This is a genomic window from Flavobacterium sp., assembly GCF_040402835.1.
Classification (GTDB): domain Bacteria; phylum Bacteroidota; class Bacteroidia; order Flavobacteriales; family Flavobacteriaceae; genus Flavobacterium.
In genome coordinates, this window is the sequence record NZ_JBBALW010000012.1 from 46,683 (window position 1) to 68,165 (window position 21,483).

The following is a 21,483-nucleotide window of genomic DNA, read 5'->3' on the forward strand; positions in this document are numbered from 1 at the left end:
TTATCTCAATAGCGCAAAGTGCCCTTTGATAATTCTATCGTTATTTAATATTATTGTAAACCAGTAATCATCTGCTGGTATTTGTTGTCCATTATAGGTGCCGTCCCAGCCATTTCCTTTTGGATTTACTTGTGTTATTAATTTTCCATATCTGTCAAAAATATAAAGTAACATATTCGGATATTTGGCACTATTTTTTATTTTCCAAAAATCATTATAACTGTCTCCATTGGGTGTAAAAAATCTTGGGTAATCCAAAACATAAATTCTTGTGGGAGTTGGTATGCCGCAACCATTTATATCTTTAATATACACTAAATAATCTCCTTCAGGTAAATTTATAAAATAAGGACTGTTTTGATAATGAACCCCATCAAGTGAAAATTCATAAACTCCAATTCCTGTATAATTGATTAATACAGAGTTTTCATTTCCAGAAAAATCATTAATTTCTACAGAAGTTATTGTTCCAACTCCCGAAGTCATTGCAATAAATTTTTTGGTTGCAATACATCCTTCTGCATTAGACGCAGTTACGGTATAATTTCCCGTGGTAGCAATTGCGGTAAAAGATGTTATTGCTCCATTACTCCATAAATAACTCGAAAAACCATTTGCAATAGCAATTCTCTTCGGATTTCCGTCACATATATAGACAGTTTCATCATTAAAATTTGCAGGTGTAAACACGACAACTTTTAATTTTATTGGAGTAATTCCGAAACAATCAGGGCCATTTACAATTCGGGCATAGATTATTTGTTCATTTACAGTAGTATTTGTGTACGTATTTGATAACGGATTAAGTTGTAAAACTGCATTATTAGCAGTAAGATAATATTCAACAACAAGACCAGAAGGCAAGCCAGATAAAATTTGTGGGGTTACATCTGAATTTAAGTTAAATGCTATAAAACCGTCTTGATTAGCATCGGAATCGCATTTAATAATTGGATTTTGTGTGGCAATCATATTATTAGCAATTTGAAGGTTTACAGTCGCAAAAGCGGTACACCCAAATTGATTAATCACTTTTCCGTAAACGGTATTTGATGTTAGATTTTGATAATTTGTAGGATTTGGAATGGGATTTATGTCCGTTGGATTTTTAAAATAAACTGGAACGCTTAATTGTGAATTTCCACTTGTAATGATGCTGTTCACTTTTGTTAAATCAAAAGTAGTAATGCCATCATTATTATCATCACATTGAATCAAAATAGTGTTTGTTAATACTGGTTTTGCACTATATTCAATAGTAACAGTTCCAGTTGCAATACAGGCAGTACCGTTTAAAGTAATTTCAACTTTGTAAACTCCAGAATTTCTCACGGTATAAATTGGACTTATTTCACCAATAATTTCAGAATTATTACGAAACCATTTATAGGTATTGTTACCCGATTGCGTAGCATTTAAATTATAGGTATTTCCATCACATATTGGATTATTAGTAGCAATCAATTTATTTTCACCTAAATCGGCACCAACATTAAAACTCCCACCACTTAAAAAAATAGCAGAATCATATCGATAATTTCCTTCATCGGCAATTACTAACTTAATATGATAGGTTCTGCCTGCTACAACAGTAGCTCTCGCAGTCATAGCAACTGTTTGCCCATTATAATTTGTAGGATATTCCATTCCGTTAAATGCATCAAAATAGTACTCATTTATAGCGGGACACCCATTAGCACCCGGAATTAGCGGATGAACTGAAGTGACTTTTACAGGGGTTGTAGTATTAGGTACTAGTGCTAAATTTTCATAACGATCCTGTGAATTTGCTTCCTTGAGTAGAAATGCAAAACCGTCAGAATAGCGGCACGAAGCATTGTCGTGGTATTCTTCGGAAGCAAAGATATAGTCAAAACTTAAATTGCTTGATAATGGGACAAAGTCAAATTCTAAGGATGTTGCATTTATACTCCCAGTTATTCCTAATGCTTGTTCCAAATCGAAATCTCCAGCCCAAGAAGTTGAACCTTCGTCTATTAAGCTTGAATTTGGACCTTCTGCTTTTTTCGCTCTTGATGTTGTTAAGATTATTCCGCTTGTAAAAGGGAAAATGACGGTATTGTTAGTAAAAAAACCATAGCTGTTTTGGATGCCACTAAAAGTATCTCCACTAACTGAAATAGTACTGACATTAACGCAAGGGCTATTGTTTACCAATACGTTTTGAACTAATTGTTGTGCGGTATACGTATCGTCAACTTGAATATACTGCGCATTCATTACCCATGAAGAGCAAACAAGTAAAACAATAAAGAGGGAATTGGGTAAAATTTTCATAGCATCACAAAGATACTATAAATCTCGTTTTTTTAGTAATTTGTAGGACATTAACATAAAAATAACAGTCCACGCTAAAACGATTAAAATGGCTGTGAAATGAACGCTGTAGTCTTTGCCGTTCCCCACGCCACCAATGGCAGTTTGAATATTTTTCACAACTGATAATCTCGAAAAAGGTTCAACTATTAAATTACTCATTGACTCTAATGGTAGAAATTGCGTAATATTTTCAGCAGTTTTACCTTCAGGAAATACTTTAAAATTCAAAATCCCTTTTAAAATGGATTCTAAGATATTCCAAACGAATAAAAATCCAATTGCAAATGCCGATCTTTTTACCAACATTCCTAAAAACAGACAGATAGAAAAGAAGCCTATTAATTTAATAAAATACGCCAACAGGTATTGTAAATCACTGAAAACAATACTAAATTCGGTATAGGACGAAAAGCTATAACCTAGTATTAACGACATTATAAAAACAAAAATAGTAGATACAAAAGCGAAAACAACAACAGTTAAGAATTTTGATAAAATGAATTCTTGTTTGCTCATTCCGTCAATTAAATTTTGTTTTAAGGTGCCATAACTGTATTCGTTCGCCATCATTGAAACAATTACAATTGCCAAAAAGAATTTTAAAATTGCCGCAATATATGTGTTGAAATGCCAAATATAGGGGAAGTTGAAAATTCCTTGCTCTGCAATATGCAATTGAAAACTACCAATATTAAATTTTATTGAGGCTATTAAAGCGATAAAAGAAAGCAAAAAGAAATAACTAATTGTTAAGATTCTACTTGATTTGCTGAGCCATATTTTTTGTAATTCTATATAAAGTAATCGTTTCATTTAGATTTGGGATTTGAGATTTGAGATTTTAATTTTTTAAATTGCAGTTGTTATTGATTTTTTGTCAATTCCAAAAACTGTTCTTCCAAACTTGTTTTGCGTTTTACTAAATGATTTAAAAAGATGTTTTTTTCAAATAAATAACGATTTAATTCGGATGCTTCCAAAGGATTTTTTAGATATACCAATACTTTTCCTTCCTCAAACACTACTTTTTCGATAGCAGAATGGGTACTTAAAATGGTTTTTAAGGCTTCATTATCGTCCGATTGCAATTCGAAGAATCCCTCATTTGCAGTCATTCCATCGACAGTTCCTGAATAAAGGATTTTCCCTTTTTGCAAAACCAAAACGTGTGAACATACCTTTTCAACTTCATCTAACAAATGCGATGCCAATAAAATAGTAGTTCCTTGTGAAGCAATTAATCGAATAATATCTCGAATTTGGTGAATTCCTTGAGGGTCTAAACCATTTGTAGGTTCATCTAAAATAAGAATTTCAGGGTCGTTCAGCAATGCCGAAGCAATTGCCAAACGTTGTTTCATTCCTAACGAAAAAGTACTGAATTTGCTGTCTTCTCGTTCAACCAATCCAACTAATGTCAGTTTTTCCCGTACTTTGGAATAGTCGATATTTTTGATTTTACAAACCAATTCCAAGTTTTGCTTGGCGGTCATATACGGATAGAAATTAGGGCGTTCAATAATTGCCCCTACTTTTTTTAGTGCCTCGTGTGTTTCAACTTTTCCATCAAACCAACTGTATTCACCAGAAGTTTTGTTGACTACATTCAGGACAATTCCCAAAGTTGTAGATTTTCCACTTCCATTTGGTCCCAAAATCCCATAGACATTGCCTTTGTGTATTTCTAGTGAAACATCGTTTACGGCGTGAACATATTTATTGTAAATCTTATTTAGATTTTTTATCGATAATATAGTTTCCAATAGCTTTATATTTAGTTGTAAATGTAAGACGTTTAATAGAATAAAATGTTACAAAATAACTATTAAAAGGAAGACTTTTAATTTTTAATATAAAAACTATTTTTTACTTTTGTAAACTACAATTTAATAATAATGTACAAAATAATAATACGTCCAATACTTTTTTGGTTTGACCCTGAAAAAGTTCATTATTTTACTTTTTCTTTAATACGGATTTTATCCAAAATCCCGGGAATTTCATTTATTTTTAAATCTATCTATAGTATTGAAGACGTTAGATTAGAAACAGAAGTATTTGGATTAAAATTTAAAAATTCAGTAGGATTAGCGGCTGGGTTTGATAAAGATGCTGTTTTATTCAAAGAACTCTCTAATTTTGGTTTTGGATTTATAGAAATTGGAACCTTAACACCAAAACCGCAAGGGGGAAATCCTAAAAAACGATTGTTCCGCCTTAAACAAGACGGTGCTATAATCAATCGAATGGGCTTTAATAATAAAGGAGTCGAAAGTGCGATTCTACGATTAAAACAGAATAATGGGATTTTAATAGGAGGAAATATTGGTAAAAATAAAGCAACTCCAAACGAAAATGCAGTTGACGATTATCTCATTTGCTTTGAAGTATTATACGATTATGTTGATTATTTTGTAGTAAATGTAAGTTCTCCAAACACCCCAAATTTAAGAGAATTACAGGAAAAAGAACCGCTAATGAAATTATTGCATACACTTCAAACGGTTAATGAATTGAAAATAGGTAGCAATAATAAAGTAAAGCCTATTCTATTGAAAATCGCACCAGATTTAACAAATGAACAACTATTAGATATTATAGATATTGTAAATACTACTAAAATAGCAGGTGTAATTGCTACTAATACAACTATTAATAGAGAGGGATTGCAATCTGAAAACAAAGTTGAAATGGGCGGGTTGTCAGGAAAACCGTTATCTAATCGCTCAACTGAAGTAATCCGATTTCTATCTGAAAAAAGTAATAAATCCTTCCCAATAATAGGAGTAGGAGGGATTCATTCAGCGCAAGATGCAATTGACAAATTAGAAGCAGGTGCAAGTTTAATTCAACTGTATACTGGTTTTATTTATGAAGGTCCAAGTTTGATCAAAGAAATCAATAAAAAAATATTGGAGAATTTACCTCTTAATTAATGATTTCGTATAGCAAACGCTTTTACTTTTTCCCTATATTTGTTTAATGAAACCAATTAAACCAATAAAAATAATAGAATGTCCGCGAGATGCGATGCAAGGAATTAAACAATTTATACCTACAGCACGAAAAGTCTCCTACATTCAATCTTTATTGCGAGTTGGTTTTGATACCATCGATTTTGGAAGTTTTGTTTCCCCAAAAGCAATCCCCCAAATGCAAGATACTTTCGAAGTATTATCTCAACTCGATTTGTCACAAACACAAAGCAAATTATTAGCTATAATTGCCAATACACAAGGCGCCATAGCTGCTGCACAGCACAAAGAAATTCAATATTTAGGATTTCCATTCTCAATTTCTGAGAATTTCCAAATGCGAAATACCCATAAAACCATCGCAGAATCCTTAATTACGTTACAAGAAATTTTAGAAATCGCCGATAAAAACGGGAAAGAAGTAGTAGCCTATTTATCAATGGGATTTGGAAACCCTTATGGCGACCCTTGGAACGTTGAAATAGTAGGAAATTGGACGGAGAAATTATCCAATATGGGTGTCAAAATCTTGTCGCTTTCAGATACCATTGGAAGTTCTACGCCGGAAGTTATCAATTATTTATTCTCTAATCTAATTCCAAAATATCCCGAAATCGAATTTGGAGCGCATCTTCACACCACTCCAGATAAATGGTTTGAAAAAATAGAGGCTTCTTTTTCTGCAGGTTGCCGAAGATTTGACGGCGCGATTCAAGGTTTTGGGGGATGTCCAATGGCTACAGATACACTCACAGGAAACATGCCAACAGAAAAGTTGCTATCCTATTTTACGGCTAAAAAGGAAAATACAAACACCGGTCCTATGAGTTTTGAAAGCGCATACAACGAAGCTACAAAACTGTTTGGAGAGTTTCATTAATTGAACTCGAAACGTTTTTAGCTTTAATTAAAAACTTAAAAATCATTTGTCACATTTAATATAATTTGCTACCTTTGCACGCAATTCAACTACAAATTGCAATGATCGCACACAACACAAAAATTATTGGAGAAGGGCTTACTTACGACGACGTATTATTAGTTCCAAATTATTCCAATGTACTTCCTCGTGAAGTTAGTATTCAATCTAAATTTTCTCGTAACATTACCTTAAATGTTCCAATAGTCTCCGCAGCAATGGATACCGTTACTGAAAGTTCTATGGCAATTGCCATGGCGCAAGAAGGAGGAATTGGAGTGTTGCATAAAAACATGACTATTGCACAACAGGCTGCTAAAGTCAGAAAAGTAAAGCGTGCAGAATCAGGAATGATAATTGATCCAGTTACTTTGCCGTTAACATCTACAGTTGCAGACGCTAAAAATGCAATGAAAGAATTCGGCATTGGAGGTATTCCAATTGTCGATGATAATAAAATCCTAAAAGGAATAGTAACCAACCGAGATTTGCGTTTTGAGAAAAACAATACAAGACCAATTGTAGAAGTAATGACTTCTAAAAATTTGGTTACCGTTGCCGAAGGAACTTCTTTAGAACAAGCCGAAGTGGTTTTACAAGGCAATAAAATTGAAAAATTACCTGTTGTAAATGCTAATTATAAATTAGTTGGTTTAATCACTTTCAGGGATATCACCAAATTAACACAAAAACCAATTGCCAACAAAGATGTTTTTGGACGTTTGCGCGTAGCAGCAGCCATTGGTGTTACAGGCGATGCCGTTGAAAGAGCAGAAGCATTAGTAAATGCTGGTGTTGACGCCATTATTATTGACACCGCCCATGGACATTCACAAGGTGTTGTTAATGTTTTAAAAGAAGTAAAAACTAAATTCCCTAAAATAGATGTAATTGTTGGAAATATTGCAACTCCGGAAGCCGCCAAGTTTCTTGTTGAAAATGGTGCTGATGGTGTAAAAGTTGGAATTGGACCTGGTTCCATTTGCACAACTCGAATTATTGCAGGCGTAGGTTTCCCACAATTTTCAGCAATTTTAGAAGTTGCTGCAGCCATAAAAGGCTCGGGAGTTCCTGTAATTGCTGATGGTGGAATACGCTATACAGGCGATATTCCTAAAGCAATAGCTGCTGGTGCCGATTGCGTTATGTTGGGTTCGCTTTTAGCAGGGACCAAAGAATCTCCGGGAGAAACCATCATTTTTGAAGGTCGAAAATTCAAATCTTACCGTGGAATGGGTTCTGTTGAAGCGATGCAAGAAGGTTCAAAAGACAGATATTTTCAAGATGTTGAAGACGATGTCAAGAAATTAGTTCCCGAAGGAATTGTAGGTCGAGTTCCTTATAAAGGCGAATTAAACGAAAGTATGCAACAATTCATTGGCGGACTTCGAGCAGGAATGGGTTATTGCGGTTCAAAAGATATCCAAACATTGCAAGAAACAGGAAGATTTGTTCGCATTACTGCCAGTGGAATCAACGAAAGTCATCCACATAATGTAACTATAACCAAAGAAGCACCTAACTATTCTAGGTAGAATTGAAGTCATAATTAATTAAGGGAATAAATTATAATTGAGTTTTAGCTTTACTTATTTGAAGGCAAAATAAGAACTATTATTGCTATCAATTTAAATTTCTAATTTTTACTTGAATAAAATCCCCAAATTTTCCAGGCTTTTTCTGCCTGAAAAACTAACATTTCTAAACCATTTTTGCTTACGGCTCCTCGTTCTTTTGCCTTTTGAAGAAATAAGGTTTCAGAAGGATTATAAATCAAGTCAAATGCAATGTGATTGGAAGTGAAATATTGATATGGAATATCCGGACACACATTTGTATTAGGCATAGTTCCTAAAGGCGTGCAATTGACAATTATTTGGTATTCTTCAAATGTTTCAGCGGTTATTTGGCTGTAGCCAATGGCGTATCCAGATGAAGTTCTGGAAACATAAGTAGTAGCAATTCCCATTTGATTTAATGAATATGCCACGGCTTTTGAAGCACCACCCGTTCCTAATAGCAATGCTTTTTTGTGATGGGATTGCAATAGCGGTTCGAGTGCTTTTTGAAAGCCATAATAATCAGTGTTGTAGCCTTTTAATTTTCCGTTTTTAGTAATGCGAATTGTGTTTACAGCTCCAATTTCTGCTGCTATTTTAGATAATTTATCCAAGTAGGGAATAATCGTTTCTTTATAAGGAATGGTTACGTTTAAGCCTTTTAAATTTGGATTTTTTTTTAGAAAATTAGGCAATTCTGAAATGTCTTGAAAATCTATATTTTCGTAGGAATAATCCAATAAGTTCAGTTCTTCAAATTTTTTTGTAAAATGTGCTTTTGAAAATGAGTAATTGATATTTTTTCCAACTAAACCAAATTGGTGCTTTGCCATTTAGATTTTATTTTGACACTTTATTGATTGCATTTTGAACCATTTTGCGTGCCCAAACCACAGGAAATAACTCTTCAAGAAGCGTTTTGTTTTTGAAACTCAATCGAAGTCCGTTGCTTAAATGAAATTTTGCTTTTTTGTCATCGTGAATCATAAAGTACAATCCTGCCAAACGATATTCAACTTGATATTCTTCTGGGAAATATTCTGAAGCTTGCAATAATGTTTGTATAGCGCTATCAAATTCTCCTAAAAATTGAAGAATGTCAACCCAAAACAACCACGTATCCAATTGATAATCACCAAATTCAACTGCTTTTCTGTAGCCAAATTCTGCTTCTTCAAAAAGATTTAATTCTTTGTTTATTGTTGCAAATCGTTTCCAATACAACCGATTTTGATTGTCGATGCTCAAGGCTTTGTTTACATAAAACAAGGCTTTTTGGTACTTTTTTTGACGAACGTAGAAATCAGTAATTGCAATCCAACCTTTGTCTAAAAGCGGGTCTTCGTGAACGGTTTTGTTGAAATATTTGAGTGCTAAAACTTTGTTTCCAATTTTCTCGTAACATTTCCCCATTCGAAGTAATGCATAAGAAGTTGCGTCGTCTAATTCAATAGTTCGAGTGTAACTTTCAATGGCTTCTTCGTATTTTTTTAGTCTTTCTAATGCTTTTGCTTTTTCCATAAAAGCACCCAAAAATTCATCGTCAATTAGGGTTGCAAATTCAAAAGCACGTAAGGCGTCTTCATATCTTTTTAGTCCGTAATTTAATCTTCCGATTTGGTGCCATGCGATTTCGCTGTACGGATTTCTGTCGATATATTTGTTAAGATAAACAATGGCATCTTCATTTTGGTCTAAAAATTCAAAGCAATATACCACGTTATATAAGGCTGCTTGATCTTCGGTATCTTCTTCAAGACATTTCATAAAATTGTATTTTGCCAATTCTAAATTGTCCATAAAAAGGTGTTCCATTCCAATTAAATTATAAACATCGGCAAAATCATCAGTATATTTTAGTGCAATTTGCAATAATTCTACCGCTTTTTCGTGATTGTCTCTTTTGGAATATATATTTGCTTTTTGGATGTAAATTTCTTCGTTTGTAGGTTCGATTGCATACAACTCATTTAGCAATTTTTCTGCTTGTTCGAGTTTGTCTTCATAAACCAACATTTCTACTTGAACTAATTTTAATCCAGTTGATTTTGGGTGTTGTTCAAGCGCTAATTTCAAGGCTTTTTTAGCCAAGGCAGCTTTTCCCATATCGAGGTAATGAAGAATAATTTCTTCAAATTCTTCGGAATCAAAAAAGAGCACTTTGTTGGTTTTCAACATTGACTCAAATTTCGATAAGGATAAGTTGTAGTCTTCTTCGTCGTCGCTTATGTGCATACTGTTTTCTTTAATTTATCCTGAGATAAAGGTAACGATTTAATTTTATTTTGTGAAGAAAGTGCTTTTTTTTGTGAACAATTTAATTAACAAATAATCGTCTTGAAATCCCGAATGCCCTAGCCCTGATGGAAGGGAAAATCCCGCTTTGTTGCTCGGCACGAAGCAACAAAGCGGATTGGAATGAAAGCAGGAATAGCTCCAAAAAAAACTAATTTTCGTTTAAAATTTCGTCCATTGCTTCGAGAATTATCTTACATCCTTCTTCAATTTCTTCGTTTGAAATTGTGAGCGGCGGTGTGATTCTGATGGCGCAACTTTCAAAGAGTAACCAAAACAATATCAGACCTTTATCCTGACATTTGAAGATTACTTTGTTGGTAATTTCGGCGTTTTCGGTCATTGCTGCCAACATTAATCCTTCGCCTCGGATTTCCTTGATTAATGGGTGTACCAAAAGCGTTCGTAAAAGTTTTTCTTTGGCTAAAGCGTCCGTCATTATTGAGGTTTCGGTCAATTCTTGCAATGTTGCCAAACACGCTGCGGCGATGACGGGGTGGCCGCCAAAGGTTGTGATGTGCCCTAATTTGGGGTTGTCGCTCAATAAATCCATATTTTTTTGAGATGCCGTGAAACCGCCAACGGGCATTCCGCCGCCCATTCCTTTGCCCATAATTACGATATCGGGAACGACATCATAGTTTTGAAAACCGAATAATTTCCCTGTTCGCCCAAAGCCAGGTTGGATTTCGTCGAGAATCATTATGGCGCCAACTTCGGTGCATCGGGCACGAACTTTTTTGAGAAATCCGTCGTAAGGTTGAATAAATCCAGCTCCGCCTTGAATGGTTTCAAGGATTATTCCAGCAGTTTTTGTAGTAATTTTCTGCAAATCGTCTTCGTTATTGAAGGTGATAAAATCGACATCGGGAACTAATGGACGGAAGATTTGTTTGCGTTCTTCAAATCCCATTACGCTCATCGATCCCATTGTATTGCCGTGATAGGCGTTGTGACACGAAATTAATTGGCTTCTGCCGGTGATGCGTCGGGCTAATTTTAATGCGCCTTCGGTGGCTTCGGTTCCTGAATTGACCAAATAGGTTGTTTCTAATGGATATGGTAGGTGAGTGGCTAAAAGTTTGCAATATTCGACAGCTGGACTTTGAGAATATTCGCCATAAACCATAACGTGCGAATATTTATCCAACTGATTTTTGATAGCATTATTCACCCGTGGATGTTGATGACCGAGTGTGCAAGCGGAAACGCCAGCCACAAAATCCAGGTATTTTTTGTTGTTGGTATCGTAAATGTAAGACCCAATGGCGTGCGAAACTTCCATTCCGAGTGGATAAGGTGACGTTTGTGCTTGGTATTTTAGGAAATCGTTGTTCAAAGTATTCTGGTTTATTTCAATAATTTACTTTTCTTTATATTCCAATGTCTCTTTTCGGACTTTCATCGGAACATCTTCTTTGGCTTTTTTGGCGTTACTTTCCTTGATGATTTTGTCGTTCATTTCGTTTTCTTCCGCCGTAAACAAATCTTCTTTTGTTTTTATTCGTTCGTCGCCACGCCAAATAAAACCTCGTAATTTCCTTGCATTTTCTGGCAAATCCTTTTCGGGATAAATATCGCTATCCGGTTTTTCAAATAATGTTAGCGTGTCAATTCTATTTTTATCTAATGTCAAATTGATTTTACTGCAAACACTTTTATTGATTCCAATGAGTTCGTGGTAGTCATTTCGCATATAATAAATGACTTCGGTATTCTTCACAATATCAACATTATCAAGGTTTTTATCTTTGAATTTCCCATATAGATTTTGCCCTTTCACCTGATTATATCCTGTTCCAATTGTGTCTTTTGAAACGATAAAAGCATTGTTTAATACCTTCAAAGAATCCAATTGTTGGGTTTTATTATTTCCAATAAGATGCATCAAATCGCCTGTCATTTGGTTTTCAAAATTCCATAGAATTGGTTTTCCAATGAGTTTTGTCAGTGCTATTTTCTGATTGGAATGAATAGAATCGCACTTGCCGCTTAAATTGAGTTTGTAGAATTTTGCGTCTTTGAAACCTCGAATGATCCTATTGTTTTCTTTTCCGGTAATCATCAATTTCTGAGCGTGAATATAAACGGAATCTTTTTCGACAAGACTAATTGCCAAAGCTCTTTTGGTCACATAAACCGAATCTTGAAACTTGTAAATTTCAGCATAATGCCCTTTCACGATAATTTTATTGATGGTATCGGTGATTTTTACATTATTTGTAGCCGAAGCAAAACCTGTTTTTTTATTATAAAATATGCTATCGCCTTCTATCAAACGATTGTTGTATTCTATTTTGGAATTTCTTTGCAAACGCGCAATGTCTTTTTTGGTGTCGTAAAAACCATTTTCTGTATATATTTTATTGTCTTTTCCTATGATTGTTGAAGGTCCTAAAAGATACGAATGCCCTGAATTGGTGTAATAATCCAAGTGATTCGATTTGATTGTATTTTCAGGTGTTTTTACTGTGACGGCAGTTAGAAACTGGTATTTTTTTTCGGCAACATAATATTTTCCTGACTTACTTTTCAGCGTATTTCCTTTATTGGTTATCAATCCGCCCGTGGAATAAAAAGCCTCTTGACTGTTTCTATTGAAATTCAAAGTATCTGTAACCAATGACATATCTGGTGATTTCAAAATTACATCGCCAGTTGCATACGCTTGTTTGATATTTCCGTTGTATTCGGCATATTTACTTGTCATTGTTAGCGTGTCACCTTGAATAATTTGCACATTTCCAAAGGCTTTTATGTAGTTTTCTTTTTGAAACCAATAGGCTTTATTGCAAGTCAAAATGGCGCCATCGTGGTTCACACGAACATTTCCTGTAAGTAATGCGGCATCGGGTATTTGTAGTTGATTGATGTCTGCAAAATCAGAATGTTCAATGATAATTTTCTTTGGTGTTTGTGCCAATACCGTATTGAAACTGAATAGAATGATACAAATTTTGATAAGAAATAGGTGCTTCTTCAAAGGTTTAATTTTTGCCAAATTTAAGAAAAAGGATGCAATGCTACGGCAAATTATGATTTATTTATTAATTCAAGTAATTGCTCTTATTTGTTTGGTTTCAATGTCAATTTCAAAATAACAAAACCCGTTATTGCTGCAATGAATGAAGCGATTAAAATGGCAATCTTGGAATTTACAATATCCGAATCAGTATCAAATGCTAAAAGTGTAATGAAAATGGACATTGTGAAACCAATTCCTCCTAATATTCCTGCTCCGAAAATGTTTTTCCATTGCAATCCTTTTGGCAAATTGCAGAGTCCTAAAGTTACTCCTAAATACGAAAGAATCCATATTCCTAGAGGTTTTCCAATGATTAATCCAAGAATAATTCCGATGCTATTGGTGTGTGATAAACCTTCATACCAATTGGAATTTATAATAATGCAGGTATTTGCTAAAGCAAATAAAGGTAAGATTATAAAAGCGACTGGTTTATGCAGAAAATTTTGCAATTTATAGGATATTGATTTCTTAGTTCCATCACCAAAAGGAATTACAAATGCCAATAAAACTCCCGTAATTGTTGCGTGAACTCCAGAATTTAGCATAAAATACCACATCAAAATACCCCCAATAATATATGGAAAAAGAGTGTTGACTTTCAATCGGTTCAGCACAAATAGAACTCCCATTATTCCCAAAGCAATTCCTAAATTCAAGAGTGAAATTGTAGAAGTATAGAAAATGGCAATAATTATAATTGCGCCCAAATCGTCGATAACGGCTAAGGCAGTAAGGAATATTTTTAGAGAAGTTGGCACTCGATTTCCCAAAAGTGATAAGATTCCAATTGCAAATGCAATGTCGGTTGCCATTGGAATTCCAGCCCCAGATTGCGTTGTAGTTCCGAAATTAAAATACAAATAAATAAGTGCTGGTATGACCATTCCGCCTAAAGCTCCAAATAATGGTAAAGCCGCTTTTTTAATCATTGAAAGTTCACCAATATAGACTTCTCTCTCTAATTCTAAACCAATTAAAAGAAAGAAAATAGTCATTAAACCGTCATTAATCCAATGAACAAGGCTGTGATTTCCAATTGCTATGTTCCAAATTTGAAGGTATTCTGTTTGAAAAATAGAATTTGCTAAAAGCAATGAAAATAAAGTGGCGAATATCAAGATAATTCCACCTGCTTTTTCACTTTCAAAAAAGGATTTAAATAAATTGTTTTCTTTCATAATTATATGATTCCAAAGATAAAACGCCTTGATTTCTCAAAGCGTTTCCTTAATTATTTTGTAATTGTTTGTTTTCGATCAGGACCAACAGAAATAATTTTTATTGGCACTTCAACTTCTTTTTCAATGTAGTCAATATATTCTTTTAACTCAATTGGCAATTCGTCATACGTTGTCATTCCTGTTAAATCTGCTTTCCAACCTTTGAATTCTTTATAAATTGGAGTTACATTTTCAGGTTCTATATTATATGGTAAATGCGCAATTTTTTGACCTTTATATTCGTATTCTGTACAAACTTTCAAGGTTCCAAATCCAGACAAAACATCGCCTTTCATCATCATCAATTGTGTTACGCCATTCACTTGAATTGCATATTTTAAAGCCACTAAATCCAACCATCCGCAACGTCTTTGTCTTCCTGTAACCGAACCAAATTCGTTTCCAACTCTTGCCATTGTAGCGCCATCTTCTTCGAAATCTTCTGTAGGAAATGGACCGCTTCCAACACGAGTGGTATAGGCTTTGAAAATTCCGTAAACTTCTTTTATTCTATTTGGGGCAATTCCTAAACCCGTGCAAGCTCCCGCTGCTGTTGTGTTTGACGAAGTTACAAATGGATATGTTCCAAAATCAACATCTAACAAAGAACCTTGAGCCCCTTCACATAAAATAGATTTTCCTGCTTTTTGAGCTTGGTGCAAATATTCTTCGCTATCAATAAAGGTAAGTTTTTTCAAGTCGTCAATGGCTTCAAAAAACTCAACTTCTAATTCTTCTAGGTTGTATTGAATGGCTACATCGTAAAATTTTATCATTGCTTCGTGCTTGTCAGCCAATGCTCTGTAACGTTCTTTGAAATCTTCCAATTCAATATCGCCAACACGAATTCCATTTCTACCGGTTTTATCCATATAAGTTGGTCCAATTCCTTTCAAAGTAGAACCAATTTTAGCTTTTCCTTTTGATGCTTCAGAAGCTGCATCCAATAAACGGTGGGTTGGTAAAATTAAATGTGCTTTGCGAGAAATGATTAATTTGTTTTTAATATCTAAATTAAATCGTGCCAATCCTTCAATTTCTTTTTGAAAGACTACAGGGTCAATTACAACTCCGTTTCCAATAATATTTAATGAATTTTTATGAAAAATCCCTGAAGGAATAGTTCTTAAAACGTGTTTTATACCGTCAAATTCTAAAGTATGACCTGCATTTGGACCACCTTGAAAACGGGCAATTATGTCATATTTTGATGTAAGCACATCAACAATTTTTCCTTTTCCTTCATCGCCCCATTGTAATCCTAATAATAAATCTACGGTCATTATGTGTGTTGTTTGTGTGTTGTTTTTATTCTAATTTGGAATAGTTCTTATTTTATTTTTTTGGAACCATATAAATATAAAGAGTGATTGTGCACTTCTATATCAAATATTTCTTCGATTGTTTTTTTAATCATTTGTATTCTTGGGTCGCAAAATTCAATTACTTCGCCCGTATCTGTCATTATTAAATGATCGTGTTGCTTGTCGAAATACGACTTTTCATAATGCGCTTGATTTTGACCAAATTGGTGTTTTCTAACCAATCCGCAATCCAATAAAAGTTCAATTGTATTATAAAGTGTGGCACGACTCACTCGATAATTTTTGTTTTTCATCTTCAAATAAAGATGTTCTACATCAAAATGTTCCTCGCTTTCATATATTTCTTGAAGAATCGCATAGCGCTCAGGTGTTTTCCTGTGCCCTTTATTTTCAAGATATAATGTAAAAACATTTTTTACAATTTCTTGATTCTTACTGTTATCAACGGATATTAGTGTCATATCTTGCAAAGATAAATTATTATTTTAATTATTAAATGTTTCAACTTGAATGTTCAAAAAATTTAATTTTTATAAACACGGGTTACTTTATCTATACCGTCAATTTTTCTAATTTTCGCCATCATTTTTTCAAGAATTGCATTGTTTTTTACAATTACCGCTACTTTTCCGTTGAATAATCCAGCTTCTGTTGTCAACGAAATACTTTGAATATTGATGTTCATATTACTCGAAATAACTTTTGTAAGTTCATTTGTAAGTCCCAAAAAGTCCATTCCGGTAATGATCAAAATGGCTTTAAATTCTTGTTGTGACGAATCAATCCATTTGGCTTTAATAACTCTGTACGCATAGTTAGATTGCATACTCAAAGCATTTGGACAATCTTTTTGATGGACTTTAATCCCTTCATTTATGGTTATAAAACCAAAAACTTCATCCCCAATTATTGGATTACAACAGGCGGATAATTTGTAGTCTAATTTATCTTGTTCTGCTCCAAAAACGAGTAAATCATAATTGGTATGAATTTCCTCTTTCGAAATTTGTTCAGAATTTGCAGAAGGTGATCTTTTGATTTTATTTTTAAAGAAATTGATAATTGTATTGCTTTTTAATGCAGCAAAATCTTTAAGTTGTTGGTTTTCTATTGAGCCAATTCCAACTCTATAAAACAAATCTAAACTAGTTTTAAGTTTGAAATACACTACCATTTCATTAATGGTTTTTTCATTTAAAATAACTTTTAGATGTCGTAATTTTCGAGTTAAAAGTTCCCTTCCATCTTCGGCAACTTTCTTAGTATTTTCATTTAAAACATTCTTGATCTTCGTTTTTGCGCGAGAAGTTGTTACATAATTCAACCAATGCGGGGTTGGTTTTTGATTGACGGAAGTAATAACTTCAATTTGATCGCCACTTTTCAATTCAAAATTTAGGGGCACCAATTTTCCATTTACACGAGTTCCTCTTGTATGAACTCCAATAGCGGAGTGAATACTAAATGCAAAATCGAGTGATGTAGCACCTTTAGGTAATGATTTTATTTCTCCAGTGGGTGTAAAAACGAAAATTTCTTTAGAATAAAGATTCATTTTAAAATCTTCAACAAAGTCAACCGCATTTTTTTCTTGATTTTCTAATGCTTCCTTCAATAGATTCAACCAAACATCTAATCCGCTTTCTTCGGTTGCCCCTTGTTTGTATTTATAATGTGCTGCATATCCTTTTTCTGCAATTTCATCCATTCGTTCACTACGAACTTGAACTTCAACCCAACGTCCCAAAGGTCCCATAACAGTGATATGAAGTGCTTCGTAACCCGTTGATTTTGGTGATGAAATCCAGTCTCGCAACCGGCTTGGACTTGGTCTGTAATGGTCTGTTACAATCGAATAAATCTTCCAAGCGATAAATTTTTCATCGTGTTGATTTGATTTATAGACAATTCTAAGCGCAAATTTATCATAAACCTCATCGTAACTCACATTTTGAGCTTTCATTTTTCTACGAATAGAATAGATTGATTTTGGTCGCCCTTTAATAACATATTCAATACCTTCAACATCCAAAGATTTCTTTAAAACGTCAGAAATATTTTCTATATATTCATCTTGTTCTTCCTTTGTCTCTTTTATTTTAGTTACAATATCGTTATAAACGGTTGGCTCTGTATATTTTAATCCTAAATCTTCCAACTGCGTTTTTATATTATATAATCCCAATCGGTGGGCAAGAGGGGCATAAATATATAATGTTTCTGATGCAATTTTGGTTTGTTTGTATTCCTCCATCGAATTCATGGTTTGCATATTATGGAGACGATCTGCCAATTTTATCAAAATTACTCGCACATCATCATTTAATGTAAGAATCATTTTTCTGAAATTCTCGGCTTGCATCGAAGAATTTAAATCTTTTTGGATTTTGGAAATTTTGGTCAATCCTTCCACAAGTTGCGCTACTTTTGGATTGAACATTTTTTCTATATCTAGTACACTAATTTCAGTATCTTCAACAACATCGTGTAATAAAGCTGCAGCGATTGAAGTGGCACCCAAACCAATTTCTGAAGCTACAATTTTCGCGACTGCAATGGGATGAAAAATATAAGCTTCGCCAGATTTTCTTCGTTGTTGCTGATGTGCATCAACAGAAACATCAAAAGCTTTTCGGATTAATTTTTTATCTTCAGGAGTTAATGTTTGATAACTTATTCGGAGAAGTTCCTTGTATTCTCTGGCTATAGCCTTATTTTCTTTTTCTATTTCAATTTCTGTCATAGCTATTTTCATTCAATTTCTAAATTTATGAATAAGTAATGAGATGTGCAAACGATAGGTTATAAATGTGATACAATTTTAACTTAAAAAATTAAAATCCTCTTTGCCTTTTCGCTTCAAATATTAATATGGCGGCGGCTACGGAAACATTCATAGAATCGATTTCGCCTTGCATTGGAATAATGATGTTTTGGGTCGCTGCATCTCGCCATTCTTGAGTCAATCCAGTTGCTTCAGTTCCAACAACTAAAGCGGTTGGCGTGGTATAATCTTGCGTATGATAGGACGTTGAATTTTGTAATGTAGCACAATAAAAATTGATTTTTCGCTCTTTCAAATACGTAATAATTTCAGATGTCGTGCCTGTCGCAATTTGATTGGTAAACAAACATCCAACGCTGGAACGCACCACATTTGGATTGAACAAATCGCCTTTTGGATTAGCAATAATTACGGCATCAAGATTGGCGGCATCTGCGGTTCTCAATAAAGCACCAATATTTCCAGGTTTTTCGGGTGCTTCAGCAATCAAAATCAACGGATTTTCTTTCAGTTTTAAATCTGATAAATTCAAATTTTTACTTTTTGCAATTCCAATAATTCCTTCGGTTGTATCTCGATACGCCAATTTTTCAAATACTTCTTTATTGATTTCAATCAAGTTAAACGGCTGCTTTGACAGTTGATTTATTTCAATTTCAGAAATCAATTCAGGGTAAAACAAAATCGTGTCAATTTCATATCCGCCTTTTATTGCCAAAGAAATTTCGCGTTGCCCTTCAATCAAAAAAGTCCCCGATTGTTTTCTGGCTTTTGCTTTTTCCTGTAAAAGTACCAATGACTTTATATATGGATTTTGAACGGATGTGATTTGCTTCAAAATAGTAGGTGTTGAAAAATTATGCTACAAATATAATGAGAGAAATTGATGTAATTTAAAAATCAGGAAATATACTTTATAATTCTTGACTTTTTAAATAATAATAATTTGAAGTATGACATGCAATTAATTCTTAAAGGTAATAAATCGAATAAATTAAGTTTGTAATATTAGTTAAAACTAAAATCTAACTCTTTTCTTCTTTATTGAAATAAACCAAATAATAATACATTTGCTTTTCTTCATCCCAGCCTTTTTCAACATATTTTTCAGCACTTTCAGGGTTAATGAAATCCATTTTTATCTGAATGTGAGTATCTAAATTAATTACGTTTTTAATTGATTTCCGCGCATCCGAAACTGCTGCATTTGCAATTGGAAACGTCGTAATATCTTCAATGCTGTATTTCTCGCCTTTGTCAACTTTATAATTTTTAAATTCTGGAATCAAATCTGGATTATCCAAAACCTCATTCAAGAAATTAGTTTCTTCAAACTGATCATTTTTAGCAAAATAATTCACTGAGCGGTTCATAAACATCACTTCTTCTTTCTTATCTTCAGCAGGAAAAACAACGTCTTTGGCAAATCCTTGACAAAATTTCAAGTATTTTTTTGTGATAAAATTCTCGTCTTGAAAGGCATCAACCGAAAGGAAATGTTCCAACCAATATCTCGCATCATACCGATTGCTATCCACCGTTAATATTTTATAACCTTCTTCCTTTTTGTAATTGAAAATCAAACATCCTTTGTCCAATTTGCTGAGATTAATTCCCTGTTGCAAAATCATTTCTAAGGCTGTTCCTTTTTCTTCAAACTGTAAAAAATCAGATTGCACCTCACTTTTGAAAATCCCAATTGCATCAACTACATTATTATCAATGTTTATATTGGTCAAATACGTCACATAAACTTCCCCGTTTTTAATGTGCGGATGATTTGATTGCTCAAATAAATGGGTCGTAATTTTCTTTGAAACGTCGTGCAAATTATTTGGATTATCAAAAACTTCTGAAGCAAATTTGAACATTTCATTGTAATCCAAATCAACTTCATGAGCAAATTGAAAATAATTTTCTTCTTTTTCTCTAAAAGGTCTGAAGAAATATTCTTTCATCAAAGGCACAATCTCGTCATTCAAATTAAAGGGTTGCTCCGATAAAAATAGTGCTTCGTTGCGGCTTTTATTTCCAACTCTGTGAATCGACAAAGTCTCAATATGGGTATTAAATAAGTTTATCATAGTAAATTTTCCTCTCCCCCAACCCTCTCCAAAGGAGAGGAAGACGAGATGTAAAGGTTAGTATTTAATTAGTTTTTTATTTTTTTCTCCCGAACAAAAAAGGAAGAATTAAACATTTTTCAAGTTTTTTTATTCCGTTTGTCACCCTCTCCTTTGGAGAGGGCTGGGGAGAGGATTAATTCCAATTCTCTTCCGTCCCGTAATCCTCAAAACTGTCATCACCGCTGAACATATCCAAATCATCTTCGTCCAAATCATCCTCAAATTCACCGTAAATATCATCGTGCATATCCGCTTCAAAATTCTTTTCCATTGCTTCATCAGGCATCTCACCGTGGGAAAAAATCGTTTCAGGATAAAAATTCCCAGCAATTTTTTCTTCCACCGCAGCCAATTCCACAAGAAAAGTCCACATATTTATAAAATCATAAACATATATAATCTTAGTATTTTGCTTGTCCAACAAATCCGATAATTGATAATTGCTCATCGTTTTTTGCTCGCCCGGAACATCCCCAGCGTCAAACATCGGAATCTCATCCTCCTGATTCCACGTATCATCACACGTATAAAACGAAGCTACCTCCATACCGTCAAACCCAAAAGAATTGAAAATAGCATTGTGAAAATCCTCCAAAGTATCTTCCGCAAGTATCGAAATATCTCTAAAAATGTCCTCTTCTGTGTCTAAAATTACTCTAAATTTATAAACCATATTCTTTATTTTTGTGAAGTAACAAAGGTAAAATTTAATTTTAGATTTTAGATTTTAGATTCCAGATTTGTTAATAAGATTTTTTTTAGAAGCTAATCCGTCTATCATTCCAAATCCGCTTTATTGCTGCTGTCGCGCAACAAAGCGGGATTTTCCCTTCTATCCGGGCTAAAAAGGAGTAAATAAGAGCGTTTTTGCGGTGTTTTTACAATTCATCCCAAAAATCCGACAATTCAGT

General features: G+C 33.7%; 17 protein-coding genes. 3 read left to right on the forward strand and 14 right to left on the reverse strand.

Annotated elements, in window-relative coordinates; all coding sequences use genetic code 11:
* The 3 genes from AC9UEH_RS05780 to AC9UEH_RS05790 all read right to left on the reverse strand — a co-directional run bounded on the left by AC9UEH_RS05780 (position 1) and on the right by AC9UEH_RS05790 (position 4,103).
* Positions 1 to 2,241, reverse strand: a complete 2,241-nt coding sequence (locus tag AC9UEH_RS05780; protein ID WP_509529460.1) for a T9SS type B sorting domain-containing protein — start codon at positions 2,239 to 2,241, stop codon at positions 1 to 3.
* A gap of 72 nt (positions 2,242 to 2,313) precedes the next feature.
* On the reverse strand, positions 2,314 to 3,153 hold the full coding sequence (locus AC9UEH_RS05785; protein WP_509529462.1) for an ABC transporter permease: 840 nt from the start codon (positions 3,151 to 3,153) through the stop codon (positions 2,314 to 2,316).
* A 50-nt stretch (positions 3,154 to 3,203) separates the two neighbouring features.
* Complete coding sequence (locus AC9UEH_RS05790) at positions 3,204 to 4,103, reverse strand: ABC transporter ATP-binding protein (protein ID WP_509529464.1); 900 nt, start codon at positions 4,101 to 4,103, stop codon at positions 3,204 to 3,206.
* A 132-nt stretch (positions 4,104 to 4,235) separates the two neighbouring features.
* On the opposite strand from AC9UEH_RS05790, the gene AC9UEH_RS05795 reads away from it, so the two are divergent.
* The 3 genes from AC9UEH_RS05795 (at position 4,236) to guaB (ending at position 7,769) form a co-directional block, all read left to right on the forward strand.
* Positions 4,236 to 5,276 carry a quinone-dependent dihydroorotate dehydrogenase gene (locus tag AC9UEH_RS05795; protein ID WP_509529466.1) on the forward strand — a complete coding sequence of 347 codons (1,041 nt, stop codon included), beginning with the start codon at positions 4,236 to 4,238 and terminating at the stop codon, positions 5,274 to 5,276.
* Between the two features lie 46 nt (positions 5,277 to 5,322).
* Complete coding sequence (locus tag AC9UEH_RS05800) at positions 5,323 to 6,195, forward strand: hydroxymethylglutaryl-CoA lyase-like TIM-barrel protein (protein ID WP_509529469.1); 873 nt, start codon at positions 5,323 to 5,325, stop codon at positions 6,193 to 6,195.
* 101 nt (positions 6,196 to 6,296) lie between these two features.
* Positions 6,297 to 7,769, forward strand: a complete 1,473-nt coding sequence (gene guaB, locus AC9UEH_RS05805; protein ID WP_509529471.1) for an IMP dehydrogenase — start codon at positions 6,297 to 6,299, stop codon at positions 7,767 to 7,769.
* 101 nt (positions 7,770 to 7,870) lie between these two features.
* Here the strand turns inward: guaB and AC9UEH_RS05810 are convergent, their stop codons facing one another.
* From AC9UEH_RS05810 to AC9UEH_RS05860, 11 genes are all read right to left on the reverse strand, one after another.
* Positions 7,871 to 8,626 carry a shikimate dehydrogenase family protein gene (locus tag AC9UEH_RS05810; protein ID WP_509529474.1) on the reverse strand — a complete coding sequence of 252 codons (756 nt, stop codon included), beginning with the start codon at positions 8,624 to 8,626 and terminating at the stop codon, positions 7,871 to 7,873.
* Positions 8,627 to 8,633: 7 nt separating this feature from the next.
* Positions 8,634 to 10,028, reverse strand: a complete 1,395-nt coding sequence (locus AC9UEH_RS05815) for a tetratricopeptide repeat protein (RefSeq protein ID WP_509529476.1) — start codon at positions 10,026 to 10,028, stop codon at positions 8,634 to 8,636.
* Between the two features lie 211 nt (positions 10,029 to 10,239).
* The gene (locus AC9UEH_RS05820; protein ID WP_509529478.1) at positions 10,240 to 11,427 is read right to left on the reverse strand and encodes an aspartate aminotransferase family protein; all 1,188 of its coding nucleotides are present in this window, start codon (positions 11,425 to 11,427) and stop codon (positions 10,240 to 10,242) included.
* A gap of 24 nt (positions 11,428 to 11,451) precedes the next feature.
* Positions 11,452 to 13,071: an OstA-like protein gene (locus tag AC9UEH_RS05825; RefSeq protein WP_509529481.1), complete on the reverse strand. Its 1,620-nt coding sequence runs from the start codon at positions 13,069 to 13,071 to the stop codon at positions 11,452 to 11,454.
* A gap of 83 nt (positions 13,072 to 13,154) precedes the next feature.
* Complete coding sequence (gene nhaA, locus AC9UEH_RS05830) at positions 13,155 to 14,294, reverse strand: Na+/H+ antiporter NhaA (RefSeq protein WP_509529484.1); 1,140 nt, start codon at positions 14,292 to 14,294, stop codon at positions 13,155 to 13,157.
* 53 nt (positions 14,295 to 14,347) lie between these two features.
* Positions 14,348 to 15,619 carry an adenylosuccinate synthase gene (locus tag AC9UEH_RS05835; RefSeq protein ID WP_509529486.1) on the reverse strand — a complete coding sequence of 424 codons (1,272 nt, stop codon included), beginning with the start codon at positions 15,617 to 15,619 and terminating at the stop codon, positions 14,348 to 14,350.
* 47 nt (positions 15,620 to 15,666) lie between these two features.
* On the reverse strand, positions 15,667 to 16,122 hold the full coding sequence (locus AC9UEH_RS05840) for a Fur family transcriptional regulator (RefSeq protein ID WP_509529488.1): 456 nt from the start codon (positions 16,120 to 16,122) through the stop codon (positions 15,667 to 15,669).
* Positions 16,123 to 16,184: 62 nt separating this feature from the next.
* A complete protein-coding gene (locus tag AC9UEH_RS05845) occupies positions 16,185 to 18,404 on the reverse strand; it encodes a RelA/SpoT family protein (protein ID WP_509529536.1) in 2,220 nt (739 codons plus the stop codon).
* Between the two features lie 91 nt (positions 18,405 to 18,495).
* On the reverse strand, positions 18,496 to 19,284 hold the full coding sequence (locus AC9UEH_RS05850; protein ID WP_509529491.1) for a TrmH family RNA methyltransferase: 789 nt from the start codon (positions 19,282 to 19,284) through the stop codon (positions 18,496 to 18,498).
* A gap of 187 nt (positions 19,285 to 19,471) precedes the next feature.
* The gene (locus AC9UEH_RS05855) at positions 19,472 to 20,530 is read right to left on the reverse strand and encodes a nucleoid-associated protein (RefSeq protein ID WP_509529493.1); all 1,059 of its coding nucleotides are present in this window, start codon (positions 20,528 to 20,530) and stop codon (positions 19,472 to 19,474) included.
* A 175-nt stretch (positions 20,531 to 20,705) separates the two neighbouring features.
* Positions 20,706 to 21,245, reverse strand: a complete 540-nt coding sequence (locus AC9UEH_RS05860) for an IS1096 element passenger TnpR family protein (protein ID WP_509529496.1) — start codon at positions 21,243 to 21,245, stop codon at positions 20,706 to 20,708.
* Between the last annotated feature and the right edge of the window lie 238 nt (positions 21,246 to 21,483).